This window comes from Stenotrophomonas sp. FBCC-B152 (assembly GCF_059134105.1).
Genome location: NZ_CP101442.1, coordinates 3,869,218 through 3,893,766, shown reverse-complemented (window position 1 = coordinate 3,893,766; position 24,549 = coordinate 3,869,218). Strand labels below are relative to the sequence as shown.

Annotated in this window: 24 protein-coding genes; 20 read left to right on the top strand and 4 right to left on the bottom strand. The window is 67.7% G+C overall.

The genetic code is table 11. The features are described 5' to 3' along the window. Nucleotides 1-29 precede the first annotated feature (29 nt). Nucleotides 30-1,685, top strand: a complete 1,656-nt coding sequence (locus tag NMB40_RS17790; RefSeq protein ID WP_494359290.1) for an MFS transporter — start codon at nucleotides 30-32, stop codon at nucleotides 1,683-1,685. A 60-nt stretch (nucleotides 1,686-1,745) separates the two neighbouring features. On the opposite strand, the gene NMB40_RS17785 is transcribed toward NMB40_RS17790, so the two are convergent. Continuing rightward, nucleotides 1,746-2,075, bottom strand: a complete 330-nt coding sequence (locus NMB40_RS17785) for a hypothetical protein (RefSeq protein ID WP_494359289.1) — start codon at nucleotides 2,073-2,075, stop codon at nucleotides 1,746-1,748. Between the two features lie 145 nt (nucleotides 2,076-2,220). On the opposite strand from NMB40_RS17785, the gene NMB40_RS17780 reads away from it, so the two are divergent. Continuing rightward, a complete protein-coding gene (locus NMB40_RS17780; RefSeq protein WP_494359288.1) occupies nucleotides 2,221-3,636 on the top strand; it encodes a coniferyl aldehyde dehydrogenase in 1,416 nt (471 codons plus the stop codon). Between the two features lie 18 nt (nucleotides 3,637-3,654). Here NMB40_RS17780 and NMB40_RS17775 read toward each other — a convergent pair whose 3' ends face one another. After that, nucleotides 3,655-4,815 carry a Fic family protein gene (locus NMB40_RS17775; protein WP_494359287.1) on the bottom strand — a complete coding sequence of 387 codons (1,161 nt, stop codon included), beginning with the start codon at nucleotides 4,813-4,815 and terminating at the stop codon, nucleotides 3,655-3,657. 113 nt (nucleotides 4,816-4,928) lie between these two features. Here NMB40_RS17775 and xth point away from each other — a divergent pair, with 113 nt between their 5' ends. Next, nucleotides 4,929-5,696: an exodeoxyribonuclease III gene (gene xth, locus NMB40_RS17770; RefSeq protein WP_494359286.1), complete on the top strand. Its 768-nt coding sequence runs from the start codon at nucleotides 4,929-4,931 to the stop codon at nucleotides 5,694-5,696. 48 nt (nucleotides 5,697-5,744) lie between these two features. Here the strand turns inward: xth and NMB40_RS17765 are convergent, their stop codons facing one another. Next, complete coding sequence (locus tag NMB40_RS17765) at nucleotides 5,745-5,996, bottom strand: GlsB/YeaQ/YmgE family stress response membrane protein (protein WP_494359285.1); 252 nt, start codon at nucleotides 5,994-5,996, stop codon at nucleotides 5,745-5,747. A gap of 96 nt (nucleotides 5,997-6,092) precedes the next feature. On the opposite strand from NMB40_RS17765, the gene NMB40_RS17760 reads away from it, so the two are divergent. The 14 genes from NMB40_RS17760 to NMB40_RS17695 all read left to right on the top strand — a co-directional run bounded on the left by NMB40_RS17760 (nucleotide 6,093) and on the right by NMB40_RS17695 (nucleotide 21,039). Beyond that, nucleotides 6,093-6,692 carry a 4'-phosphopantetheinyl transferase family protein gene (locus tag NMB40_RS17760; protein WP_282243567.1) on the top strand — a complete coding sequence of 200 codons (600 nt, stop codon included), beginning with the start codon at nucleotides 6,093-6,095 and terminating at the stop codon, nucleotides 6,690-6,692. A 51-nt stretch (nucleotides 6,693-6,743) separates the two neighbouring features. Further along, a complete protein-coding gene (gene rsmG / locus NMB40_RS17755; RefSeq protein ID WP_448143890.1) occupies nucleotides 6,744-7,382 on the top strand; it encodes a 16S rRNA (guanine(527)-N(7))-methyltransferase RsmG in 639 nt (212 codons plus the stop codon). A gap of 64 nt (nucleotides 7,383-7,446) precedes the next feature. After that, entirely contained in the window at nucleotides 7,447-8,244 is a 798-nt protein-coding gene (locus tag NMB40_RS17750; protein WP_494359284.1) for a ParA family protein, read from the top strand. Continuing rightward, nucleotides 8,244-9,167 carry a ParB/RepB/Spo0J family partition protein gene (locus NMB40_RS17745; protein WP_494359283.1) on the top strand — a complete coding sequence of 308 codons (924 nt, stop codon included), beginning with the start codon at nucleotides 8,244-8,246 and terminating at the stop codon, nucleotides 9,165-9,167. The genes NMB40_RS17750 and NMB40_RS17745 overlap by 1 nt, the downstream gene beginning before the upstream one ends. A gap of 34 nt (nucleotides 9,168-9,201) precedes the next feature. After that, a complete protein-coding gene (locus tag NMB40_RS17740) occupies nucleotides 9,202-9,507 on the top strand; it encodes a helix-hairpin-helix domain-containing protein (RefSeq protein ID WP_068847862.1) in 306 nt (101 codons plus the stop codon). A gap of 54 nt (nucleotides 9,508-9,561) precedes the next feature. Beyond that, nucleotides 9,562-10,527, top strand: coding sequence for an NAD-dependent epimerase/dehydratase family protein (locus NMB40_RS17735; protein WP_494359282.1), 966 nt, complete (start codon nucleotides 9,562-9,564; stop codon nucleotides 10,525-10,527). An 87-nt stretch (nucleotides 10,528-10,614) separates the two neighbouring features. Next, nucleotides 10,615-11,337 (top strand): glycosyltransferase family 2 protein, encoded by a 723-nt coding sequence (locus tag NMB40_RS17730; protein ID WP_494359281.1) that lies wholly within the window; start codon nucleotides 10,615-10,617, stop codon nucleotides 11,335-11,337. Beyond that, nucleotides 11,337-11,678 carry a lipid-A-disaccharide synthase N-terminal domain-containing protein gene (locus tag NMB40_RS17725; protein ID WP_392922168.1) on the top strand — a complete coding sequence of 114 codons (342 nt, stop codon included), beginning with the start codon at nucleotides 11,337-11,339 and terminating at the stop codon, nucleotides 11,676-11,678. Before NMB40_RS17730 ends, NMB40_RS17725 begins: the two co-directional genes overlap by 1 nt. Before the next feature lie 167 nt (nucleotides 11,679-11,845). Continuing rightward, on the top strand, nucleotides 11,846-13,627 hold the full coding sequence (locus NMB40_RS17720; RefSeq protein ID WP_494359280.1) for a DUF885 domain-containing protein: 1,782 nt from the start codon (nucleotides 11,846-11,848) through the stop codon (nucleotides 13,625-13,627). Between the two features lie 165 nt (nucleotides 13,628-13,792). Beyond that, nucleotides 13,793-15,025 carry a membrane-targeted effector domain-containing toxin gene (locus NMB40_RS17715; protein ID WP_494359279.1) on the top strand — a complete coding sequence of 411 codons (1,233 nt, stop codon included), beginning with the start codon at nucleotides 13,793-13,795 and terminating at the stop codon, nucleotides 15,023-15,025. Between the two features lie 58 nt (nucleotides 15,026-15,083). Further along, on the top strand, nucleotides 15,084-15,485 hold the full coding sequence (locus tag NMB40_RS17710; RefSeq protein ID WP_282243556.1) for a DUF2946 family protein: 402 nt from the start codon (nucleotides 15,084-15,086) through the stop codon (nucleotides 15,483-15,485). 55 nt (nucleotides 15,486-15,540) lie between these two features. Then, nucleotides 15,541-16,884, top strand: coding sequence for a TolC family protein (locus NMB40_RS17705; protein ID WP_494359278.1), 1,344 nt, complete (start codon nucleotides 15,541-15,543; stop codon nucleotides 16,882-16,884). Next, nucleotides 16,881-17,861 (top strand): efflux RND transporter periplasmic adaptor subunit, encoded by a 981-nt coding sequence (locus NMB40_RS17700; protein WP_494359277.1) that lies wholly within the window; start codon nucleotides 16,881-16,883, stop codon nucleotides 17,859-17,861. The genes NMB40_RS17705 and NMB40_RS17700 overlap by 4 nt, the downstream gene beginning before the upstream one ends. Next, entirely contained in the window at nucleotides 17,851-21,039 is a 3,189-nt protein-coding gene (locus NMB40_RS17695; RefSeq protein WP_494359276.1) for an efflux RND transporter permease subunit, read from the top strand. Before NMB40_RS17700 ends, NMB40_RS17695 begins: the two co-directional genes overlap by 11 nt. A 2-nt stretch (nucleotides 21,040-21,041) precedes the next feature. Here the strand turns inward: NMB40_RS17695 and NMB40_RS17690 are convergent, their stop codons facing one another. Next, the gene (locus NMB40_RS17690) at nucleotides 21,042-22,277 is read right to left on the bottom strand and encodes a glycosyltransferase (RefSeq protein WP_494359275.1); all 1,236 of its coding nucleotides are present in this window, start codon (nucleotides 22,275-22,277) and stop codon (nucleotides 21,042-21,044) included. A 302-nt stretch (nucleotides 22,278-22,579) separates the two neighbouring features. Here NMB40_RS17690 and rpmB point away from each other — a divergent pair, with 302 nt between their 5' ends. From rpmB to cls, 3 genes are all read left to right on the top strand, one after another. Then, nucleotides 22,580-22,816: a 50S ribosomal protein L28 gene (gene rpmB / locus NMB40_RS17685; protein ID WP_005411638.1), complete on the top strand. Its 237-nt coding sequence runs from the start codon at nucleotides 22,580-22,582 to the stop codon at nucleotides 22,814-22,816. Between the two features lie 10 nt (nucleotides 22,817-22,826). Then, nucleotides 22,827-22,994, top strand: coding sequence for a 50S ribosomal protein L33 (rpmG, locus tag NMB40_RS17680; protein ID WP_170272460.1), 168 nt, complete (start codon nucleotides 22,827-22,829; stop codon nucleotides 22,992-22,994). A gap of 119 nt (nucleotides 22,995-23,113) precedes the next feature. Beyond that, entirely contained in the window at nucleotides 23,114-24,532 is a 1,419-nt protein-coding gene (cls, locus tag NMB40_RS17675) for a cardiolipin synthase (RefSeq protein WP_448143883.1), read from the top strand. Nucleotides 24,533-24,549: the final 17 nt, after the last annotated feature.

The window sequence follows — 24,549 nt, the reverse complement described above, 5'->3', positions numbered from 1 at the left end:
CAATGATTGCTTCGGAGGGGAAGCGTCTTATGTCCACCACACCCGTACCTGCAAAAGCAGAACTTACCAAGGGCCACAAGAAGGTCATCTTCGCGTCCAGCCTTGGCACCGTGTTCGAATGGTATGACTTCTTCCTGTATGGCTCGCTGGCGGCGATCATCGCCAAGCAGTTCTTCAGCGGGGTCAATGAAACCACGGGCATGATCTTCGCCCTGCTGGCGTTCGCGGCCGGCTTCTTCGTGCGTCCGTTCGGCGCGGCCTTCTTCGGCAGCCTCGGCGACCGCATCGGCCGCAAGTACACCTTCCTGGTCACGATCCTGATCATGGGCATCTCGACCTTCCTGGTCGGCGTGCTGCCCAACTACGCCTCGATTGGTTTTGCGGCCCCGGTGATCCTGATCATCCTGCGCCTGGCCCAGGGCCTGGCCATGGGTGGCGAGTACGGTGGTGCGGCGACCTACGTGGCCGAGCATGCACCGGCCAACAAGCGTGGCCTGTACACCAGTTTCATCCAGTGCACGGCAACGCTTGGCCTGTTCATGTCGCTGCTGATCATCCTGGCCTGCCGCTACTTCCTGGGCAACGAGGCGTTCGAAGCCTGGGGCTGGCGCATTCCGTTCCTGGTCTCGATCATCCTGCTCGGCATCTCGGTGTGGATCCGCCTGCAGCTGAGCGAGTCGCCGCTGTTCCAGCAGATGAAGGCCGAAGGCAAGGGTTCCAAGACCCCGTTCCGTGACAGCCTCAAGGACGGCAACCTCAAGCTGATGCTGCTGGTCCTGCTCGGCGCCGCGGCCGGCCAGGCCGTGGTGTGGTACGGCGGCCAGTTCTACGCGCTGTTCTTCCTGAGCAGCATGCTGAAGGTTGATGCCACCACCTCCTACCTGCTGATCGCCGCTGCACTGGCCCTGGGTACGCCGTTCTTCATCTTCTTCGGCTGGCTGTCCGATCGCATCGGCCGCAAGAAGATCATCCTGGCCGGCTGTCTGTTGGCCGCAGTGACCTACATCCCGGTGTTCAAGGGCCTGACCCACTTCGCCAACCCGGCCATCGAAGAAGCCCGCAGCAGCTCGCCGGCGCTGGTCATCGCCGATCCGAACACCTGCTCGTTCCAGTTCGATCCGGTCGGCCTGCGCAAGTTCACCAGCTCCTGCGACGTGGCTACCGCCGCGCTGACCAAGGCGGGTGTGCCGTACGACGTGCAGCCTGCCGCCGCCGGTTCGCTGGCGCTGGTAAGCGTGGGCAACACCCAGGTGACCTCGTTCGAGGCCGCCGGCCTGACCAAGGATGAGCTCAAGGCCAAGGGCGATGCCTTCGGTGGCGAACTCAAGGCGGCGCTGACCGCAGCGGGCTACCCGGCCAAGGCCGACAACGCGCGCATCAACATCGCCGGCACCGTGTTCATGCTGTGGATCCTGGTGATGTACGTGACCATGGTCTACGGCCCGATCGCGGCCTACCTGGTCGAGCTGTTCCCGACCCGCATCCGCTACACCTCGATGTCGCTGCCATACCACATCGGCAACGGCTGGTTCGGTGGCTTCCTGCCGGCGATTTCCTTCGCGCTGGTGGCCGGCACCGGCAACCTCTACTACGGCCTGTGGTACCCGATCATCATCGCGCTGATGACGGTCGTGGTCGGCGGCCTGTTCCTGCATGAAACCAAGGGCGTGGACATCACCAAGTAACCGGTGATGGCGTGAAACCCGAAGGGCCGTGGCATTGCCACGGCCCTTTTCATTGGCGGGTCAATTCCAGACGCTGATGCGGCCGTCACGTGCGTTCAGCTGCATCGCCTCCGGTCCTGCGTATCCGCCGTCGCTCAGGTCCACGTGCAAGGCCGAGCCGTCGCCGAACGTCAGCGTCAGTCCACCCGCGTCGAGAGCGCTGCCGGCCACTTCAAGACGAAGGGACCAGGGAGGCGCATCCGCCGAATGAAGTCCGGAGAACGCGACCCTGTTGTAGATGTGCAGCGACCAGCCGTCATCGGTGCTGATCGAGACCTGTCCCTCCAGACGGGAGACCGCCACGGCCTTGCCGATGAACATTCCAAGAGATTCCACGCCACGCTCGCTCATGCCAGAACTCCGGGGACAGACGGGTAGGGTCGCATCCCGATCGACTGCCGATAACCCCACCACGTGCGATGGTGGCATGACCCGGGAATGGAGAACGCGCGTTCCTGGCCGTCGGCCTCACATGGTGTGACGCTATAGTCGCGACATGAGCGATGTCCACACCGATCCCGCGGATCTTCCTGCCATCCTGCACACCCTGCGAACCGCCTGGCAGGCCAACCGTCCGTCGCTGGAACAGCGCCGCAGCGACCTGCAGCGCCTGCGCGCGGTCCTCAAGGCGCGCCTGCCGCAGATGGCCGAGGCCATCGCCGCCGATTTCGGCCACCGCTCCACCCACGAGTCGCTGATCGCCGACGGCATGACCGTGCTCAATGAGATCGACTACCTGCTGGGACACCTGCGCGGGTGGACGCGCCCGCGCCGGGTCGGGGTGGGCTGGCGGTTCTGGCCGGCGCGGGCGCAGACCCGGCCGGTGCCACTGGGCGTGGTCGGGGTGATCTCGCCCTGGAACTACCCGGTGAACCTGGCGCTGATCCCGCTGGCCACTGCGATTGCCGCCGGTAACCATGTCCTCCTGAAACCCTCCGAACACACCCCGCGCACCAGCGCCTTCCTGCATGACCTGCTGGCCGAGGTGTTCCCCGCCGACCGGGTGGCGGTAGTGCAGGGCGATGCCGCGTTGGCATCGGCCTTGGCCGGCTCACCGCTGGACCACCTGGTGTTCACCGGCTCCACGGCCGTGGGCCGCAAGGTCATGGCCGCTGCCGCGCAGCACCTGACCCCGCTCACCCTGGAACTGGGCGGCAAGTCACCGGCCATCGTGTGCAGCGACTACCCCTTGGACAAGGCCGCCGCGCGGCTGGCCACCGGCAAGTGGTTCAACGCCGGCCAGACCTGCATCGCGCCGGACTACGTGCTGATCGACGGCCGCCGCCAGCGCGAGCTGGTGCAGCAGCTGCAGACCCAGGTGCGCGCGCGCTACGGCGATTTCAGCAGCACCGACGACTACACCCGCATCATCAATGAAGGCCAGTACCAGCGCCTGCTCGGCTACCTGGCCCAGGCGCGCGAGCGCGGCGTACCGGTGATCGAACTGGCCAGCATCGATCCCGGGCGCGCGCGCCGCGAGCGGCTGATCGTGCCGACCATCGTGCTCGACCCGCCGGCCGACCTGGACCTGATGCAGGACGAAATCTTCGGCCCGATCCTGCCGGTCTGCGCCTATCCCGACCTGGATGCCGCCCTGGAATCCGTACAGGGCCGCGACCGCCCACTGGCGCTGTACGTTTTCAGCGAACAGCGGCCGGTAGTGGAGCGCGTGCTCGGCCAGATCGTGGCCGGCGGCGTCACCGTCAACGACACCCTGCTGCATTTCGCCATCAACGGCCTGCCGTTCGGCGGCGTCGGCCCCAGCGGCATGGGCGCCTATCACGGCCGCGCCGGCTTCGACGCCATGAGCAAACAGCTGCCGATCCTGTGGCAGTCACGCTGGGCAGCGAGCGACCTGCTCAAGCCGCCCTATTCAAGGATCGCCGGCATGCTGAAGGCGCTGGTCCGTTGATCGTATGAAGTGAGCCGACTAAGGCAGCGCCGGCAGCGCGATATCCGAAGCAGGCATGTTGATTTCATAGCGGGTACTTCGGCCGGCACCAGGCAGGCGGCGCAGGCAGCCTTTCTCCAGCAGATCCGCCAGATGACGGGTAGCCGTCGCTTTGGACACCTTCGCGACAACCTGATACTGGGCAGCATTTATCCCGTCCTTGAAGCCGCGCTCGCCGCCATCCAGCAGACGATTGAGTACTTTGATCTGCTCCGGCGACAGCGACTGCTCCCGATGAAGTTGCCAGAACCGGGCCTTGGCCAGCACGCGGTCGATACGGTGAAGTGCCTGCACCAGGCTGTCGTGCAGGGTATGCAGGAACCACATCAGCCATTCCGTGATGTCGAGCCCGTCCTTCTGGCTGGTTTCCAGGATCTGGTAGTAGCCTGACCGGTCGGCCAGGATGCTGGCGGACATCGCGTGGAAGCGGATCGCCTGCGGCTGTGCCTGGGCCAAGGCAAGGTCAGTCAGTGCACGGGTAAGGCGACCGTTGCCATCGTCGAACGGGTGCAGGGTAACGAACCAGAAATGCGCGACGCCGGCGCGCAGCAGCGGGTCCAGCGTTACCTCGTTGCGTGAGCTGGCGAACCAGGTCAGGAACGCATCGAGTTGCGCTTCCAATCCTTCGCGCGGAGGTGCCTCGAAGTGGACAGTCGGACGATCCAGGCGGCCGGAGACGACCTGCATCGGCTCTTCTCCGCGCAGCGCGCCCACGCGGATGCGTAGCGGCAGAACCGTGTCTTGGGCGGCAAACAGCCAGCGATGCCATTGCAGCAGTCGAGTCAGATCCAACGCAGCATCGGCTTGCCCGGTCGCGTCGAGCATGAGATCGGCCAATCCCTCACTGCGTGGCGTCGGGCGTCGGGGGGAGACATCGGCCATCCCGAGATGGCGCGCCAGGGACGATCGCACGGAACCCACATCCAGCTGTTCGCCCTCGATCGCCGATGACGTGACAATGTTGGACAGCAGATTATCGAGCGCATCCTCTGCCTGCAGGTCGCCGGCTACGGCACCGGCCATGCCCAGCAGCTGTCCGTAGGCCTGCTGACAGTCGCGCAGCGGCTGGGCCAGGGCGTCGTTCTGCCACCGGAAGTGCGGCCAATCGGGTTGTTGCCAGATCCAGCGGGGCGCGCTCATGGGCTTACCTCAGGCAGGGCTGAGCCGAATATACCGGCTAATCGGCTCATATGGTGAGCCGATTATGGCCCCTAATCGGCTCACGCGCCAGCCGTAGCAGGTAGAATGCCCCCATGAAAATCGCCTCCTGGAACGTAAATTCGCTCAACGTGCGCCTGCCGCACCTGGAACAGTGGCTCACCGCGTTCGCGCCGGACGTGGTCGGCATCCAGGAAACCAAGATGGAGGACCACAAGTTCCCCGACGCGGTGCTGGCCGGGCTGGGCTACCGCAGCGTGTTCGCCGGGCAGAAGACCTACAACGGCGTGGCGCTGCTGTCGCGCGAGCCGGCCCAGGATGTGCAGATCGGCATTCCCGGGTTCGAGGACGAACAGAAGCGGGCCATCGCCGGCACCGTCAACGGCGTGCGCATCATCAACCTGTACGTGGTCAACGGCCAGGACGTGGACACCGACAAGTACGCCTACAAGCTGCGCTGGCTGGAAGCGGTGCACGGCTGGGTCGCCTCGGAACTGCAGAAGTACCCCGAACTGGTGGTGATGGGCGATTTCAACATCGCCCCCGATGCGCGCGACGTGCACGACCCGCTGGTCTGGAACGAGAACCACATCCTGACCTCCACCGCCGAACGCGGCGCGCTCAACAAGCTGCTTCAGCTGGGCCTGCACGATGCCTTCCGGCTGCACAGTGAGGAGGAGGGCGTCTTCAGCTGGTGGGATTACCGCGCGGCCGGCTTCCGCCGCAACCTGGGCCTGCGCATCGACCTGACCCTGATTTCGGATGCGCTCAAGGCGCGCGCGCTGGCCTCGGGCATCGACCGCGAGCCGCGGACGTGGGACCGGCCCAGCGACCACGCACCGGCGTGGGTGCAGCTGGGGTAAGGGGAGAGAGGTAGGTAACGACCGTTGGTCGTTACCCACCGTGTCAGGTTATCGAATGCTCTTGCGGGTGAAGAGATTCACGATTGCCAGCAGGATCACCGCACCGATCAGCGAGAACAGGAACGTTCGGATCGTGATCGCTTCATTGATGCCGCCGCCGAAGATGAAACCGGCGATCAGCGCACCGATGATGCCGACAACGATGTTGAGGATGATGCCCTGCTGCGCGTCGCGACGCATGATGATGCTGGCCAGCCAGCCCACGATGCCACCGACGATCAACCAGATGATGATGCCCATGTTGTCCACTCCCAGAGTTTGTGTGCCGATGAGACGGGGCCAGTTGACGGCAGCCCCCGTGAAGTCGTCGTGCAGCCGTATTGGCAGGGTGTTCGCATGAGCCTGCCGGCCACGTTGGACGGCCCTTGGCGGTTCGGCCCGGTCACCGTCTGGCGCCTGCCGCACGTGCCCGGCACCCGTGGCGAACCGCAGGCGCGGGTGCTGCTGGCCGAACAGCTGGGCGGCAGCCCGGAGGGCCTGCCGCTGCAGCGCGACCCGCGCGGCCGCCCGGAGCTGCAGGGCCCGCTGGCCCATTTCGGCACCGGCTGGAGCCACAGCCACGGCCTGCTGCTGGTGGGGCTGGGCGAGGGCGTTCGGCTGGGGGTGGACCTGGAACCGCTGCGCCCGCGCCCGCGCATGGCCGAAATCATCGAACGCTTCTTCCACCCTTCCGAGGTGGCCTGGCTGCTGGGCCTGGATGAGGACGCCCGCACCCATTGGTTCTTCCGGGTCTGGTGCGCCAAGGAAGCCATCCTCAAGGCGCAGGGGCAGGGCATCTCGTTCGGCCTGCACCGCCTGCAGCTGGCGCCCGGCGCCGACGGCGCCCTGCACCTGGCCTGGTGCGACCCGGAACTGGGCCCGGCCCCACGCTGGCACCTGCACGAATGGCAGGCCGCGGACGATTTCCGCGCCGCGTTGGCCTGGCACGCGCTGTAAGCGCACCGAATCCGCGCAGTCAGCAGGCCCCCAGCCTGCGATAATGGGGTCATGACCGAACACAAACTCCCGGCCGGCGTGGCCGAAGCGCTTGAGCGCGGCCTGGCTGCCATGGGCCTGGATGCCGCCCTGGCGCCGCCCCTGCTGACCTACCTGGCGCTGCTCGACCGCTGGAACCGCACCTACAACCTCACCGCCATCCGCGACCCGATGGAGATGGTCACCCGCCATCTGCTCGATTCGCTGGCGATGCAGCCGTACCTGGAGCAGGGCACCCTGGCCGACCTGGGCACCGGCCCCGGACTGCCCGGCATTCCGCTGGCGATCGCCCGCCCGCAGCTGCAGGTGACCCTGGTGGAAAGCAACGGCAAGAAGGCCCGCTTCATGCGCGAAGCGGTGCGCCAGCTGGGGCTGACCAACGCCCGCGTGGCCGAATCCCGTGCCGAAGCGCTGGCCGAACCAGGCGCTTATGACAACCTGACCGCCCGCGCCATGGACACCCTGGCCGGCATCATCGCCGTCGGCGGACACCTGCTGCGCCCCGGCGGACGCCTGCTGGCCATGAAGGGTGTCCATCCGCACGATGAGATCGCCCAGCTGCCGGCCGGCTGGCAGGTGGAACAGGTGCTGCCGCTGCATGTTCCGGGGCTGACCGGCGAGCGACATCTGGTGGTGGTGGCCGGTCCGTGAGACACGACACGCCCCATGCCCGCATAATGCCCAGTCCCACCCCCTGCCGATGAGGCTCACCCGCATGGCCCGCATCATCGCCATCGCCAACCAGAAAGGTGGCGTCGGCAAGACCACGACTGCCGTCAATCTGGCCGCCGCCCTGGCTGCTGCGCCCAAGCGCGTGCTGCTGGTCGACCTCGATTCCCAGGGCAATGCGACCATGGGCAGCGGTGTGGACAAGCGCGAAGTTGCCGCCTCCACCTGCGACCTGCTGCTGGGCGAAAGCACCGCGGCCGAAGTCCGGGTGACCACCCCGGAAGGCTTCGACCTGCTGCCGGGCAACATCGACCTGACCGCCGCCGAGATCCAGCTGATGGACCAGGGCGAACGCGAACAACGCCTCAAGCGTGCGCTGGCCCCGATCCAGGACGAGTACGACTTCATCCTGATCGACTGCCCGCCTGCGCTGTCGCTGCTCACCCTCAACGCGTTGGCCGCCGCCGATTCGGTGATCGTGCCGATGCAGTGCGAGTACTACGCGCTGGAAGGCCTGAGCGCGCTGGTGGAAACCATCGATGCGCTGCGCGCCAACCTCAATCCCAGCCTGGAGATCGAGGGCGTGCTGCGCACCATGTTCGATGTGCGCAACAACCTGGCCAACGCCGTGTCGGCCGAACTGACCGACCACTTCGGCGACCGCGTGTTCCGCACCATCGTGCCGCGCAACGTGCGCCTGGCCGAGGCGCCCAGCCACGGCCAGAGCATCGTCGGCTACGACCGCGCCTCGCGCGGCGGCGTCGCCTACCTCGGCCTGGCCGGCGAGATCATCCGCCGCCACCAACAACGCAACACGGCCGGCAAGGCCATGGAGACCGCCTGATGAGCACCAAGCCCGCCCCCGGCAAGAAACGCGGCCTCGGCCGTGGCCTCGATGCGCTGCTGGGGCCCAAGGGCGCGGTGACACAGGTGCAGGCCGCGGCCGTGATCGAACCGCTGCCGGGTGAAGTGCTGCGCAAGCTGCCGGTCAAGCACCTGCAGCCGGGCAAGTACCAGCCGCGCCGCGACATGGACGAAACCAAGCTCGCCGAGCTGGCCGATTCCATCAAGGCGCAGGGCGTGATCCAGCCGATCCTGGTCCGCCAGCTCGGCCCGGACAGCTTCGAGATCGTGGCCGGCGAACGCCGCTGGCGCGCGTCGCAGCTGGCGGGGCTGGACGAAGTGCCGGTGGTGGTGCGCGAGCTGGAAGACCGCACCGTCATCGCGATGGCGCTGATCGAGAACATCCAGCGCGAAGACCTCAACCCGCTCGAAGAAGCCGAAGCCCTGCAGCGGCTCATCAGCGAATTCGCCCTGACCCACGCCGAGGCCGCCCAGGCCGTCGGCCGCTCGCGCGCGGCGGTGTCCAACCTGCTGCGCCTGCTGGAGCTGCCGGTGGCGATCCGCCTGCTGCTGGAAACCCGTCGGCTGGAAATGGGCCATGCCCGCGCACTGCTGACCCTGGCCCCGGAACTGGCCAGCAAGCTGGCCCAGGAAGCGGCTGACCAGGGCTGGTCGGTGCGCGAAGTGGAACACCGTGCGCAGCAGTTCGCCGCCGGCAAGGTGCCCGCCTCGCTGCGCCGCAAGCCGAGCGCGACCGCCCCGCAGGCCGATATCGCCTCGCTGGAAACCGAGCTGTCCGAATCGCTGGGCGCCCGCGTGGCAATCAACCACGGCCGCGGCGGCAAGGGCAAGCTGATCATCCATTACACCGACCTGGACACGCTGGACGGCGTGCTCGAGAAGCTCCGCGTACGCAAGGGCTGAGTCCCCCACCACGCAAGAGGAACCCACTCACCTGATGAACCCCACCAAGGTCGATCGCAACCATCTGTTGCGCCTGACCGACCTGCCAAACGTCGGGCCGGCCTGTGAGAAGGATCTTCGTCTGATCGGCATCCGTGTTCCCGCGCACGTGCGCGGCCGCGATGCCTACGACATGTACGCGCAGCTGTGCATGCGCACCGGGGTGCTGCACGACCCCTGCGTGATCGATGTGTTCCTCTCCATCGTGCGCTTCATGCAGGGCGAAGCACCCCGTCCCTGGTGGGATTTCAGCAAGGAACGCAAGGCCACGCTGGCGCGCGAGGCGCCGCTGAGCCTGTAGTGACGTCAAGGTAACGGCGCTATCCTGTCGCCTGGAACTTCCGGGACGATTGCCATGACCCTTCTTGTCACCGGCGCTGCAGGCTTCATCGGCGCCAATACCGTGCGTGCCCTGCTCGATGCCGGGCACACGGTGGTCGGCCTGGACAACTACAACGACTACTACGACCCGCAGATCAAGCGCGATCGCGTGGCCGCGCTGTGCCCGGAAGCGGATATCCGCGTGCTGGACCTGACCGACCGCGACGGCCTGGCCGCGCTGTTCGACGAGGTCCAGCCGACCCGCGTGATCCACCTGGCCGCGCAGGCCGGCGTGCGCTACTCGCTGGAAAACCCGCATGCCTACGTGGACAGCAACCTGACCGGGTTCGTCAACATCCTGGAGCTGTGCCGCCATCGCGGCGTGGCCCACCTGGTGTACGCCTCCAGCAGCTCGGTCTACGGCGATTCGGCCACCCCGCCGTTCTCCGAAGACCAGCGCATCGACAAGCCGCGCTCGCTGTATGCGGCCACCAAGGCGGCCAACGAGCTGATGGCCTACACCTACGCCCAGCTGTACGGCCTGCACGCCACCGGCCTGCGCTTCTTCACCGTGTACGGCCCGTGGGGCCGCCCCGACATGGCGCCGCTGCTGTTTTCGCGCGCGGTGCTGGCCGGGCGCCCCATCGATGTGTTCAATGACGGGAAGATGCAGCGCGACTTCACACATGTTTCCGACATCGTGGCCGGTATCCTCGGCGCGCTGGCGCATCCGTCCGGCGAGGACCTACCACACCGTGTCTTCAACCTGGGCAACCACACCCCGATCGAGCTGGAACATTTCATCGGGGTCATCGAGGCCGCCGCCGGACGCCCGGCGCAGAAGGTCTACAAGCCGATGCAGCCCGGCGACATGGTCCGCACCATGGCCGACACCCGGCGTGCGCATGACGCTTTCGGCTACGAGCCGGTCACCCCGATCGAGCGCGGCCTGCCGCCGGTGGTGGCGTGGTGCCGCGATTATTTCGGTGATCGCGCCTGACTCACATCGGCAGGTTCATCTTCGGATAACCTTGATTTCGGAAAATGCGCGGTCTTTTTCATTCCTGGCCTTTCGCAGAGCCCGATCATGAGCCAACCCCAGTTGTCGGTCGTCGTCCCGGTATTCAATGAACGCGACAACGTGCAGCCCCTGATCGAGGAGATCACCGCGGCGCTGCGCGGCCAGGTGGAGTTCGAGATCGTCTACATCGACGACCACTCGCGCGACGACACCCTGGCCGTGCTGGAGTCGTTGAAGCCGGCCAACACCGAATTGCGGGTCCTGCACCATGTCACCCAGAGCGGGCAGAGCACGGCGGTGAAGAACGGGGTCAAGCATGCCCGTGCGCCGTGGATCGCCACGCTGGATGGCGACGGCCAGAACGACCCGGCCGACATTCCCAAGCTGCTGGCCGCGCGTGCGACCGCCGAACCCCAGGTGAAGCTGTTCGCCGGCTGGCGGGTCAACCGCCAGGACAGCGGCAGCAAGCGCTGGGCGAGCAAGTGGGCCAACGCGATCCGTGCCCGCATGCTGCGGGACGACACCCCCGACACCGGCTGCGGCATCAAGCTGTTCGAGCGTGCCGCGTTCCTGGAGCTGCCGTACTTCGACCACATGCACCGCTACCTGCCCGCGCTGATGCAGCGCGCCGGCTGGAAGACGGTAAGCGTGCCGGTCAACCACCGCCACCGCACCGCCGGGGTGTCCAAGTACAACAACCTGGGCCGTGCGCTGGTCGGCATCCGCGACCTGCGCGGGGTGGCCTGGCTGATCACGCGCAGCAAGCGCACGGCCGTGGAAGAACGCTGATGGAACTGCACTGGCTCGACCAACCGCTGACCTGGCTGTTCTGGACCGGCCTGCACGTGACCGGCTGGAAGCTGATCGGCTATACCGGCGCGCTGATGTTCGGCGGCCGCTGGCTGGTGCAGTTCGTCGCCTCGCGCCGGGCCGGCAAGCCGGTGATCCCGCGCCTGTTCTGGTACATGAGCGTGGTGGGCAGCCTGATGACGCTCAGCTACTTCCTGTTTTCGGCCAAGCAGGATTCGGTGGGCGTGCTGCAGAACCTGTTTCCGGCGTTTACCGCGCTTTACAGCTTGAAGCTGGATATCCAGCACCGTGGGTGGAAGCGGGACAAGGCGGAACATTGAACGGTCTACCGACCGACGGTCGGTAGCTACCGCGCCGTTGGCGCGTGGGTCTCGGCCGTTGGCCGATCCCCGGTCCTGCCCGCTGCGCGGGCAGGACCTTTGATCCATGCGTAGCTTGGATCGGGGTGCCATGATCGGGGTTTGCCGTCTCCCGGGAACCCCTGCTCGTGAAATCACCGCTCGTTGCTGCGTTGCTGCTCGCCCTGGCCCTTCCTGCCCATGCGGCGCTGGCCGCACCGCCCTCCGCACCGGCGGCCGCGCCGGCCAGCCTGGCCAACGAATCGCCGGCCGACGCCGCGTTCCGCGCCATCTACGAGAAGGAATGGGCCTGGCGCCAGGCCGGTGGCGGCGAAGCCAGCGAAGATGGCGATGGCCCGGCCACCGCCACCCGCATGCCCGACGTGGGCGCGGTGGCGCAGCAGGCGCGCCTTGCGGTGTGGGATGACGTGCTGGCCCAGCTCGGCAAGGTCGATACCAAGGCGCTCTCGCCCACCAACCAGGTCAACTACGCGATCTACCGCGACCAGGTGTTCAACCTCGCCGAAGAAGTGCGCCTGCGCGGCTACGAGATGCCGTTCAACTCGGATTCCTCGTTCTGGTCCAACCTCTCGTTCATGGCGCGTCGCGAGATGAAGACCGCCACCGACTACCGCAACTACATCGCCCGGCTCAACGACGTGCCGCGCTACTTCGACCAGCAGGCCGACAACATGCGGGCCGGCCTGAAGCGCGGCTTCAGCGTGCCGCGCGCCGTGCTCGATGGCCGTGAAGTCTCCATCGCCACCGTGGCCGAGCTGAAGGACCCGACCCAGTCCCCCTTGTACGCGCCGTTCAAGAAACTGCCGGCCAGCATTCCTGCCGCCGAACAGGCCGAACTGCAGGCGCAGGCACGCCAGGCCATCAGCGCCAACGTGGTGCCGGCCTTCGTCAAGCTGCGTACCTTCTTCGTCGGCGAGTACGTGCCGCAGGCGCGCACCACCCTGGCCGCCGAAGCGCTGCCCGATGGCAAGGCGTACTACCAGCAGCAGATCCACGAATACACCACGCTGGACCTTACCCCGCAGCAGATCCACGAGATCGGCCTGAAGGAAGTGGCGCGCATCCAGAAGGAGATGAACGAGGTCATCAAGGAGGTCAAGTTCAACGGCAGCTTTGCCGAGTTCCTCGCCTTCCTGCGCACCGACCCGCAGTTCTACGCCAAGACCCCCGACGAACTGCTGCACCGCGCCGCCTGGATCTCCAAGCGCGTGGACGGCGTCATCGGCAAGTACATGACCCTGCCGCGCGCACGCTTCACCATCGTGCCGGTGCCGCCGGATATCGCCCCGTTCTGGACCGCCGGCCGTGGCGGCATGGGCACCTACTGGGTCAACACCTACAACCTGCCGGCCCGCCCGCTGTACAACCTGCCGGCGCTGACCCTGCATGAGTCCGACCCCGGCCACGCCCTGCAGGGCGCGCTGGCGGCCGAGCAGGGTGAACAGCCCGAGTTCCGCCGCAACGCCTACATCTCCGCCTACGGCGAAGGCTGGGGCCTGTACAGCGAGAAGCTCGGCGTGGAAATGGGCATCTACGAAACCCCGTACGAGGATTTCGGCCGCCTGACCTATGAAATGTGGCGCGCCGCGCGCCTGGTGATCGATACCGGCGTGCACCACAAGGGCTGGACCCGCGACCAGGCCCTGGCCTACCTGCGCGACCACACCGCGCTGAGCGAGCACGAAGTCACCACCGAAGTGGACCGTTACATCTCGTGGCCGGGCCAGGCACTCAGCTACAAGCTGGGTGAAATCGCGATCGTGCGCCTGCGTGGCGAGGCCGAGAAGGCGCTGGGCGACCGCTTCGACGTCAAGTCGTTCCATGACGCGGTACTCAGCCAGGGCTCGGTGCCGCTGCCGGTGCTGGATGCGCAGATCCGCGCGTACATCGACGCGCGCCGCGCGCCCTGATGTCGCAACTGGTCGGTGCCGATGTGCGCTCGCGCACGCATCGGCACACGGCCTGAAGTACGACACCCGAAACTGCTTAGCGCATCGCAGCGCTGTTGCAGCAGATCACTAGGCTGGTCAGGGCGCGCCCACTGCGGCGCGCTTTCCCCCACAAGGAGCCTGACCATGCTGGATGCCCTGTCCGCGCTGAAACACCGTCTGTTGCCTTCCTGCGCGTCGCCGCCGCCGCGCCGCGCCCGCGCCGAACCCACCCTGCTCACCCTGCGCAACCTGCCCGATGCCGACACGCTCCGGCTTGCGGCCCGCTGTGCCCGATCCCTGCCAAAACGCGCCTCTGAGCCGGATCCGCTGCACCCGTTTGCGATGTCGCCCGAACAGGGAACGTTGCTGGTCGCCCTGCTGCAACGTCACCGCAAAGTGCTCGACCCGGACTACTACATGCAGGTGGAACCGGAGCAACGTGCCGCGCTCGACAGCTTCTTCGGCAAACGCCTGCAGCTGCTGGACGCGGCGCTGTCCAGCGTGCCGCGCGCCAACCACGCGCTGCGTGCGTGGCCGGATCTCGCCCCCGTGCGCAGCTACGCCGCCCTGCTCGGGCAACTGCTCGGCAGCAACCAAGGCCTGATCGTGGCGGAAGTCCACGCGGGCCGGGCCAGCAAACAGCTGTTGATCGACAGCATGCCGCACCTGCGCCATCTGGGCGTGGATACCCTGTACCTGGAACACCTGCAGGGCGATGTCCACCAGGCCGACCTGGACCGGCACCACCGCACTGGCGTCCTCTCGCCCGCACTGGCACGGTTCCTTGCCGAACAGGACAGCGGCCACATGACCGACGCGGACAGCGGCGCCACGTTCCGCAATCTGGTCGATGCCGCGTTCAAGGTAGGCATGCGCATCGTGGCGCTGGACCTGATGACCAGCTATCACCTGCGCGGGCTGCACCGCAGCCGGGAAGGCATTGCGGCGGACGGGCTGGAAACCCGCATCAACGTCATGAACCACGTGGCGGTCGAGCGCATCGGCCATGACCAGCGGCAGCAGGTCGGCAAGCCTGGGCCGCAGCGCTGGGTGGCGCTGGTCGGCAATGCCCATGCGGGAACCTTCAACACCACGCCCGGCATTGCCGAGCGCCTGGGCGTTCCCAGCCTGCGCATGGAAGACGCCAGCCCCACCTGGAGCACCTGGGTGCAGGTCGGCTGCGACCCCGGCCGGACGGTTCCGCCAACATTGCAGCGCAGTGGCGGCCAGATCCAGTGCGACTACCTGCTCAAGGTGCCTGCCCGCAAGGGACGTCCGCAGCCCGAGACGCCGGCCCCCTGCACCTCCGCCGAAGCACTGCGCCTGCGCGAGGTGCGTCAGGCCATCTGTGGTCTGCCCGAGGCACGCAGCGCATGAACGCGCGCCTTCGCTGCGATTGTGTAACGGGCAGCGCCGCCGCTACCCTGCGCCGATGATGTCCCGCCTGCGCCGCCGCCTGTCGCTGCCCCTCCGCCTGCTGATGCTGGTGGTGGTGCTGTTCGGCACGGCCGGTGGCGCACTGGCGTCGGCGCTGGGTGACCTGCACGCGCTGTCGCACAGCGACACCGGCCTGGCCCATGCGCTGTCGCATGCGCAGCCGGTGGATGACACCGCGGCGTTGGATGCCGACGCCGATCACGACGAAGACGACAGCGCGCGCCTGCTGCACGCGCTGGTCCACTGCGGGCATTGCCATGGCCACGGCGGCGTGCTGCCGCTGGCCGCATCGGCATGGTCGCTGCCAGCTGCGCCTGCACACCTGGTGCCGGGCGGCCTGACCGCGCAGCTGCTGGCGCAGCCGCCCGAGAGCCTGCTGCGCCCCCCGATAGCGGCGTGATGCCACGCGGCCAACGGCCGCGGCTTCACCTCTGAACCGCTTTCTGGAGATTCCCATGTGGATGCGTCTGGCAGCCGTTGCTGCCATTGCGTTCGTGCCGTGCGCGTATGCGCAGGGCACGGCGCCTGTTACCCCTTCTGCCCAAGCAGCGCCGCCCGCTGCAGCGGCGTCGAACCCCCCGTTGACCCTGGACGAGGCCATCGCCCGGGTCGCCCGTTACCACCCCGACCTGCGCCTGGCCGATGCCCAGCGCCCGGTCTGGGAAGCGCGCCGTGAGGCGGCCGCGTTCGGCCCGCCACTGACGGTCGGCGTGGAGCTGGAGAACGCGCTGGGTACCGGCGGCAGCCGTGGGTTCGATGCCGCCGAGCTGACCGTCACCCTGGCAGGCGTGCTGGAGCGCGGCGGCAAGCTGGATGCGCGCCGGGTGCTGGCCCAGGCCAACCTGGATGCGCTGGCACCGCAGCGCGAAACCGCGCGGCTGGACCTGATGGCCACCGTGGCCCAGCGCTACCTCGCCATCGCCGAAGCCCGCGTCCAGCTGGCCATTGCCGACACCGACATCGACCAGCGCAAGCGCGCCGTGGTGGCCGCGCGCGTGCGGCTGCAGGCGGGCGCGTCGCCCGAATCGGTGCTGATGACCGCGCAGGCGATGTTGGCGCAGGCCGAAGTGGACCGCGATCGCGCCCGGCAGGCCGACCGCGCCGCGCGTCTGGCGCTGTCGGCGCTGTGGCGTGAACGCGAGCCCGGCTTCGAGGTGGTCAGCGGTGACCCGCTGCAGCTGCCGGCGCTGCAACCGTTCGACGTCCTCGCCGATGAGCTGGAGCGCACGCCGGAACTGGCCGTGCTGGCGGGCGAACGTCGCGTGCGCGAAGCGCAGCTGCAGCTGGCACGCACCCAGGCACGGCCGGATATCAGCTGGCAGGTCGGCGTGCGCAACAGCCGCGACAGCGGTGATACCGCGCTGGTCGGCGGCTTCAGTCTGCCACTGGGCAGCGTGCGACGCGCTGGTCCGGAGATCCGTGCAGCCGAAGCCGAGCTCGCCCTGAACGGGGTGGAACGCGATGCGCGCGCGCTGCAGCTGTACACCACGCTGGCCGAGGCCCATGGCCGCTATGAAACCTCGCGGCTGGAAGTCACCCGCATGGCGAGCGATGTACTGCCGCAACTGCGGCGCGCCGAGAACGCCGCCGAAAAAGCCTGGCGCGCGGGTGCCATCAGCTACATGGAATGGGCGCAGCTGCAGGCCATGCGCATCGAGGCGCGGAAACGCCAGCTCGATGCCGCCATCGCCGCGCAGAGCGCGCTGATCGAACTGCAGCGACTGACCGGCCAGGGCCTGCTTGCCCACGCCAGCACCGCCCCCGCTACCGCGACCGTGTCCACGGAGGACCGCCGATGAACCTTTCGATCCCCCGCGCGGCGCGCATCGCCGCCCTCCTGCTGTGCCTGCTCGCACTGGCCGGTTGCGCCAGGGACGCACCGACGGCAACCGCCAACACCGACGCCGGCCACGGCGAACCGGGCCACACCGACACGAGCGAAGACCACGACGACGCCCCCGAGAGCACCACCATTCCCACGGCGATGGCCGAACAATCCGGTATCCGCGTCGCCCCGGTCGCCGCCGGCACCATCGCCGACGAACACGACGTGCAGGGCCTGCTGACCCCGGTGGACGGCCGTGTCGCGCAGGTGATGGCCCGCTTCCCCGGCCCGATCCGCTCGCTGCGAGCCAACGTGGGCGACACCATCAAGGCCGGCCAGGTACTGGCCAGCATCGAAAGCAACCTCAGCCTCACCACCTACACGGTCAGCGCCCCGATCAGCGGCGTGGTGCTGGCCCGCCAGGCGCAGGTTGGCGGCGTGGCGGGCGAGGGCACGCCGCTGTTCGAAATCGGCGACCTGTCCACGCTGTGGGTGGACCTGCACATCTTCGGCAACGACACCCAGCACATCACCGCCGGCGTACCGGTCACGGTGTCGCGCATGACCGACGGGGTCACCCAGGCCACCACGCTGGAACGCGTGCTGCCCGGCACCGCCACCGCCAGCCAGAGCACCGTGGCCCGCGCCACGCTGCGCAACGACGACGGCCTGTGGCGGCCGGGCGCTGCGGTGAAGGCGCGCATCGTAGTCGCCACCCGGCCCGCCGCGCAGGTGGTGCCGCTCAGCGCGCTGCAGACCATGGACGGCAAGGACGTGGTGTTCGTGCGCACCGGCGAGACCTACACCGCCCGTCCGGTGCGCCTCGGCGCGCGCGATGCCAACCAGGTGGAAGTGCTGGAAGGCCTCACCCTCGGCGATGACGTCGTCACCGCGCAGAGCTACGTGGTGAAGGCCGACATCGGCAAGGCGGGAGCGTCGCATGAGCATTGAATACACGCGCCCCGCCCTGCTCGAACGCATCATTGCCGCCTCCATCGCCCATCGCTGGCTGATGATGAGCCTGACCCTGGCGTTGATCGCCGTGGGCGCGTGGAGCTTCACCAAGCTGCCCATCGATGCCACCCCGGACATCACCAACGTCCAGGTGCAGATCAACACCGCCGCCCCGGGCTATTCGCCGCTGGAAGCCGAACAGCGCATCACCTACCCGGTGGAAACCGTGATGGCCGGCCTGCCACGGATGGAACAGGCACGCTCGCTGTCGCGCTATGGGCTGTCGCAGGTCACCGTCGTGTTCGAAGACGGCACCGACATCTACTTCGCACGGCAACAGGTGGCCGAACGCCTGCAACAGGTGAAGTCGCAGATCCCGGCCGGGCTGGACCCGCAGCTGGGGCCGATCTCCACCGGCCTGGGCGAGATCTTCATGTACACCATCGACGCCGATCCGGCGGCGCGCAAACCCGATGGCAGCGCCTACACCTCCACCGACCTGCGCACCCTGCAGGACTGGGTGATCCGTCCGCAGCTGCGCAACGTGCCGGGCATGACCGAGGTCAACACCATCGGTGGGTTCCAGCGCCAGGTGCACATCACGCCTGATCCGGCCCGCCTGCGCGCGCTGGGCTTCACCCTGGAAGACGTGGCCCAGGCGGTGGAGCGCAACAACCAGAACGTCGGCGCCGGTTATATCGAACGCAACGGGCAGCAGTTCCTGGTGCGCATTCCCGGCCAGGTGGCCAACCTGGACGAGATCGGCAACATCGTGCTGGCCCGCCGCGAAGGCGTGCCGATCCACGTGCACGACGTGGCCGACGTCGCCGATGGACCCGAACTGCGCAGTGGCGCCGCCACCCAGAATGGCCATGAAGTGGTGATGGGCACGGTGGTGATGCTGATCGGTGCCAACAGCCGTGATGTGGCCCAGGCTGCGGCCGCGCGGCTGGAACAGGCGCAGCGCAGCCTGCCGGCCGGCGTCACCGTCACCGCCAGCTACGACCGCACGACCCTGGTGGACCGCACCATCCAGACCGTGGCCAAAAACCTGGTGGAAGGCGCGCTGCTGGTGATCGTGGTGCTGTTCCTGCTGCTGGGCAATTTCCGCGCGGCCTTGATCACTGCTGCCGTGATTCCGCTGGCGATGCTGTTCACCCTCACCGGGATGGCGCGTGGCGGCGTCTCGGCCAACCTGATGAGCCTGGGCGCGCTGGACTTCGGGCTGATCGTCGATGGCGCGGTGATCATCATCGAAAACTGCCTGCGCCGCTTCGGCGAACGCCAGCACGCGCTGGGCCGCGACATGACCCGCGAGGAGCGCTTTGCCGAAACCGCCCGTGCTACCGCTGAAGTGATCCGACCCAGCCTGTTCGGCCTGGGCATCATCACTGCGGTGTACCTGCCGATCTTCGCGCTGTCGGGCGTGGAAGGAAAAATGTTCCACCCCATGGCGATCACCGTGGTGCTCGCGCTGAGCGGTGCGATGGTGCTGGCCTTGACCTTCGTACCGGCCGCCATTGCCTTGTTCCTGGGCGGCCGCGTGCAGGAGAAGGAAAACCGGGTGATGGCCTGGGTGCGCCGGCGTTACGAACCCCTGCTGGCGTTCTCGCTGCGGCGCGGGCGCTGGATGGTGGGTGGCGCGCTGGTGCTGGTGGTGGGCTGCGGCCTGCTTGCCACCCGGCTGGGCAGCGAGTTCGTGCCCAACCTGGACGAAGGCGACGTGGCCATGCACGCCATGCGCATTCCCGGCACCAGCCTGAGCCAATCGATCGAGATGCAGAAGCTGATCGAGAACCGCCTGGTGCAGTTTCCGGAAGTAAGCAAGGTGTTCTCCAAGATCGGCACGCCCGAGGTGGCCTCCGACCCGATGCCGCCGTCGGTGGCCGATACCTTCATCATGATGAAGCCGCGCAAGGACTGGCCGCACCCGCGCAAGCCGCGCGCGGCGCTGCTGGCAGAGCTCGAAGCGGCGGTGGAGCAGCTGCCCGGCAACAACTACGAGTTCACCCAGCCGATCCAGATGCGCACCAACGAGCTCATCTCCGGCGTGCGTGCCGACGTGGCGGTGATGCTGTTCGGCGATGACCTGGAGACGTTGCTGAAGGTGGGCAAGCGCATCGCCAACGTGGCCGGCAGCGTACCGGGCGCGGCCGATGTGCGGGTGGAGGAAACCAGCGGCCTGCCGCTGCTCACGGTCACCCCCAACCGCAGCGCACTGGCGGGCTACGGGCTCAACCCGGGGCAGGTGCAGTCCACCGTCGCTACGGCGGTTGGCGGGCAGGTGGCTGGCCAGCTGTTCGAAGGCGACCGACGCTTCGACATCGTGGTGCGCCTGCCCGAGGCGCTGCGCCAGGACCCGGCCGCGCTGGCCGACCTGCCGGTGTCGCTGGCGCCGGCCCTGGAGGGCGATGCCGACGAATCCAGCCAGGCCGGCGGCTGGACCAGCGGCACCGCGCGTACCGTGCCGCTGCGCGAGTTGGCCACGCTGGCCAACAGCGAGGGCCCGAACCAGATCAACCGCGAGAACGGCAAGCGCCGCATCGTGGTCACCGCCAACGTGCGCGATCGCGACCTGGGAAGTTTCGTCAGTGACCTGCAGCAGGCGATCAACCGCGATGTGCAGGTGCCCAATGGCTACTGGATCGAGTACGGCGGCAGCTTCGAGCAGCTGATCTCGGCCAGCCAGCGCCTGGCGGTCGTGGTGCCGGTCACCCTGACCCTGATCTTCGCGCTGTTGTTCTGGGCGTTCGGCTCGGTCAGGGACGCGGCCATCGTGTTCAGCGGCGTACCGCTGGCGCTCACCGGTGGCGTGCTGGCGCTGGCCGCCCGTGGCATTCCGTTGTCGATCTCCGCAGGCGTGGGCTTCATCGCGCTTTCGGGCGTGGCGGTGCTCAACGGCCTGGTGATGATCAGCTTCGTGCGCAGCCTGCGCGAGGGTGGCATGCCGCTGGCCGATGCGGTGCGGGAAGGCGCGCTGGGCCGCCTGCGCCCGGTGCTGATGACCGCGCTGGTGGCATCACTCGGCTTCGTGCCGATGGCCTTCAACGTCGGCGCCGGCGCCGAAGTCCAGCGCCCGCTGGCCACGGTGGTGATCGGCGGCATCGTCTCCTCCACGCTGCTCACCCTGCTGGTGCTGCCGGTGCTGTACCGCTGGCTGCACAGAGGGAAGTAACGTCACCCGCGTAGCGCCCGACCGTTGGTCGGGCGTTGCGCGTGCTCGATAAGCCGAACGGCCTTCGCCACGCCATCCTCCGTCGCCATGGCCCGTCCCAACGCAGCTGCACGTGCCCGCGTGTCCGCATGCTCGGCAACGGCAATCGCACGCCCCAACGTCTCGGTGTCCAGGCGTTTTGGCGAAAGAGGTTCGGCAGCGACGCCGATCTCCTGCAATCGCGCTGCCCAGAAAAACTGATCTGCCGCGAACGGCATCACCAACGACGGCACGCCTGCGCGGCATGCCGAATGCGTTGTGCCGCTGCCGCCGTGATGGATCACCGCCGAACAGCGTGGGAACAGCGCTTCGTGCGGAACAGGACCAATGACGAATACGTTTGTTGGCAACGGACCGTCTGGAAGGCCTGCCCACCCCGGGAACAGCAGCACGCGGCGTGGTGCCAGTGCCGCCAGCAGCGCAGGCAATACCGTGTCGCGATCAAATCCGGTCATGCTGCCAAATCCCACATACACCGGCGGCGGGCCCGCATCGAGAAAGGCCTGCAGTTCCGGTGTTGGCTGCCAGTCCGCATCCGGTGCACGCCACTGCCCGCACACATGGTGATTGGCCGGCCAGTCCGCAGGCGGCGGCATCAGGCTCGGCGAGATGCCATACAGCATCGGAAGGCCGCGCCACAGCGATCGTCGCGCCGGCATGCCCAGCGCCCGCCGTGCGTCGTTGATGGGTGCGCGGAAGGTCCGCCACACCGCCTGGTTGACCAGCCCGTAGCTGAGCCGGTTGAGCAGGCCAGGCAGCGGCAGCCGTGGCAGGAACGGGGAGGGGAACGCACGCGTCGGGGTCAGCGGAATCATCCCGGTGCCAATGGCCGGCACCCCGTGGTGCTCGGCCACCGTCATGCCCACGAAGGCGGCAAGCCCGCCCGTCAACACCGCATCGCACCCAGCCGCGGCAGCATCGGCCTGCCGCGTCCAGGCCGGCACATGCCGCTGCGCCATCCGCGCCAGCCCGCGCGATGCCGCAGCCATGTCGTTGCCCCGCGACACCAGCGCCACCACCTCGTCGTGGATGTCGCCTTCGAGCGCCGCATGCGGAACGCCCAGCGCCTGCGCGCTGCCCAGCGTGCCACCCTCGGCCAGCACCATCACCTCATGTCCAGCCGCCTGCAGCCCATGGCACAGCATCACCAGCGGCCGGGAGTCGCCTTCTGTTCCATAGGTCACCGCCAGCAGCCGCATGCCATCCTCCCGGGTAGAGGGGCCAGTATCGCCACCCTCTGCGACCGTGGCGTGCAGGGAGGGGGCAGGCCGTTCAGCCACGGCGGGCCAGGTCGGTTGTGGACAACTTGCACCCACGGGGCGGCTCCGGCATAATGCGCGGCTCGCTGTGTCCGGATTTGTCCGGATTGGCGGCCGGGAACACGTCATCCGGTCTGCCCTCGTCAGCGTAACCCTTTGATTCTCATGACGTGTGGCGGGAAACCGTCGAGGCCGCCGTCGCCCGGGCTATGGGCTGACACATACTTTCATCGAGGTGCGCAATGTCCCGCGTATGCCAAGTTTCCGGCAAGCGAGTGCAGACGGGTAACAACGTCTCGCACGCCAACAACAAGACCCGTCGCCGTTTCCTGCCCAACCTGCACGAGCGCCGCTTCTGGGTCGCCAGCGAAAACCGCTGGGTCAAGCTTCGTGTTTCCGCGCATGCACTGCGCACCATCGACAAGAACGGCATCGATTCCGTTCTGGCTGAGCTGCGTGCGCGCGGCGAAAAGGTCTGAGGAGTAGACGATCATGGCAGGCAAGCGCGATAAGGTCCGTATGATTTCGACCGCCGGTACCGGTCACTTCTACACGACCGACAAGAACAAGAAGAACACCCCCGGGAAGATGGAATTCTCGAAGTACGATCCGGTCGTGCGCAAGCACGTCCCGTACAAGGAAGGCAAGATCAAGTAATCCCTCACGGGGTTGCTCGATGGCCAAGGAAGAACCCGCCTCACGGCGGGTTTTTTCGTTTCCGGGGACGTGCACGCCGGCCATGGCAGAATGCCGGCACACCCCAAACGGGCGAACCGATGCTGTTCGAATGGCTGCTGGGTTCATGGCTGCTGATGCTGGACTGGCTGATCCGGCTGGCCGCGCTGTTCTGGATTCCCAGCCGCACCACGCCCGGCGCCGCGCGCAGCTGGCTGCTGCTGGTCGGCTTCGTACCCCTGCTGGGCCTGCCGCTGTACCTCCTGTTCGGCCACCCCTGGCTGTCGCGCCAGCGCGTGCAGCGCCAGGCCGAGGCCTCGCAGGTGATCCGCGAGGAGCAGGCGCTGCAGCCGCCGCTGCGCTGGAACCCGGTGCCCGATACCGCCACCGCCGAAATGGTGCCGCTGATCGAGCGCCAGGGCGACTTCATGCCCGTGCATGGCAACGCGGTGGAGCTGCTGACCGATTACGACGCCTCGCTGCAGGCGCTCATCGACGATATCGACCAGGCCCGCGACCGCGTGCACCTGCTGTACTACCTGATGTTCGACGACGCGGTGGGCGAAGCGGTGGTGGAGGCCCTGCAACGCGCCGCCGCGCGTGGCGTGCACTGCCGCCTGCTGCTGGATGCGGTGGGCGCCAAGCGCGGCCTGCGCCGCTACCGGCACCGCCTGCAGGCGCTGGGCGTTGACGTGCGCGCCATGCTGCCCGGCGGGCTGCGCTGGCGCCGCAGCGGGCGCATGGACCTGCGCAACCACCGCAAGATCGCGGTGATCGACAACCGGGTCGGCTACATCGGCTCGCAGAACCTGGCCCAGCCCGGCTTCGTGCCCGGCTACCCCAACCGCGAACTGGTGGCGCGGGTGCGTGGCCCGGCGGTGGCGCACCTGGAGGCGGTGTTCGCCAGCGACTGGTACATGGAAACCGGCCAGCGCCTGGAAGTGATGATGGTCGAACCGGTCTGCGCCGATGACGTGCCCACCCAGCTGCTGCCCAGCGGCCCGGCCTACCCCTTCAGCAACGCGCGCGATGCGGTGAACGCGCTGATCCACCTCGCACGCCGCCGCATCGTGCTGGTCACCCCGTACTTCGTGCCGGATGAGGCCACCCTGAGCGCGCTGCGCATCGCCGCGCTGTCGGGGGTGCAGGTGCAGCTGATCCTGTCGGCCAGCAACAACCAGCACCTCACCGCCTGGGCGCAGGAGGCGTATTACGACGAACTGCTGCGCGCCGGTGTGCGCGTGGCGCTGTACGAGCCGCATTTCCTGCATGCCAAGCACCTCACCGTGGACGAGGACATCGCGCTGGTCGGCTCGATCAACCTGGACATCCGCTCGTTCGCGCTCAACGCCGAAATCGGCATGCTCTGCTACGACCGGGGGCTGGTGCGACAGCTGATCGAGATCGAAGACGACTACCTGCGGCAGTCGCGCCAGCTCGACCTGAAGGCGTGGCGGCTGCGGCCCGCGTGGCGACGCAGCCGCGAAGGCATCGCACGGCTGGCCGATGCGCTGATGTAGCGCACGGGGCGTTGCGG